At 68.8% G+C, this 1,020-nt stretch carries 1 protein-coding gene; it reads left to right on the top strand.

Going from position 1 to position 1,020, the window contains the following annotated elements; genetic code table 11:
- Positions 1–65: 65 nt before the first annotated feature.
- The coding region (locus AC5L36_RS45345) for an IS481 family transposase (RefSeq protein ID WP_441225319.1) at positions 66–1,020 on the top strand (955 nt) is incomplete at its 3' end.

Raw genomic sequence — 1,020 nt, 5'->3', positions numbered from 1 at the left:
GGGTGAGGACCTCCTCGGTAGGTGTGGAGCTACCACAACAGCCGCACCATCCGAGGGAGGTCCTCGTGCCCCACCGTAACGCCCCGTTGACCGAGCTGGGCCGGCTGCGTCTGGCCCGCTGCATCGTGGACGAGAAATGGTCGCTGCGGCGAGCCGCGGAACGGTTCCAGGTCAGCCCAACGACTGCGAAACGGTGGGCCGACCGATACCGGGCCCACGGGCCGGCCGGGATGGCCGACCGGTCCAGCCGCCCGCACCACAGCCCCCGCCGCACGCCGGCGCCGGTCGAGCGCAAGGTACTGCACCTGCGGGCCAACAAGCGGTGGGGACCAGCCCGGATCGCCGGCCGGCTCGGCCTGCCCACCTCGACCTGCCACGCCATCCTGACCCGCGCCGGTGTGCCACGACTGGCCCACCTAGACCGGGCCACCGGCCAACCAGTCCGCCGCTACGAACACCCCCACCCCGGCGACCTGATCCACGTCGACGTCAAGAAGCTCGGCAACATCCCCGACGGCGGCGGCTGGCGCGCCCACGGCCGGCACATCGGCAACCGACACAAGCAACAACACCCCAGCCAACACGGCCGCAAGGGCGGCAAACCGATCATCGGCTACAGCTACCTACACACCGCCATCGACGACCACAGCAGGCTGGCCTACACCGAAATCCTGCCCAACGAAACCAAACACACCGCCGTCGCCTTCTGGCAACGCGCCCACGCCTTCTTCACCACCCACGCCATCACCATCACCCGGGTCATCACCGACAACGGCGCCTGCTACCGCTCCAAACTATGGCGCCACACCCTCACCTCGATGGGCATCCAACCCAAACGCACCCGCCCATACCGGCCGCAAACCAACGGCAAAGTCGAACGCTTCCACCGCACCCTGGTCGACGAATGGGCCTACGCCAAGCCCTACCCCACCGAAACCGCCCGCCGCGCCGCCTTGCCCCACTGGCTCCACATGTACAACCATCACCGACACCACACCGCCATCGGCGGCCCACCCGCCA

This window comes from Phytohabitans sp. LZ39 (assembly GCF_059359075.1).
This window is presented reverse-complemented; position numbering and strand designations above follow the sequence as displayed.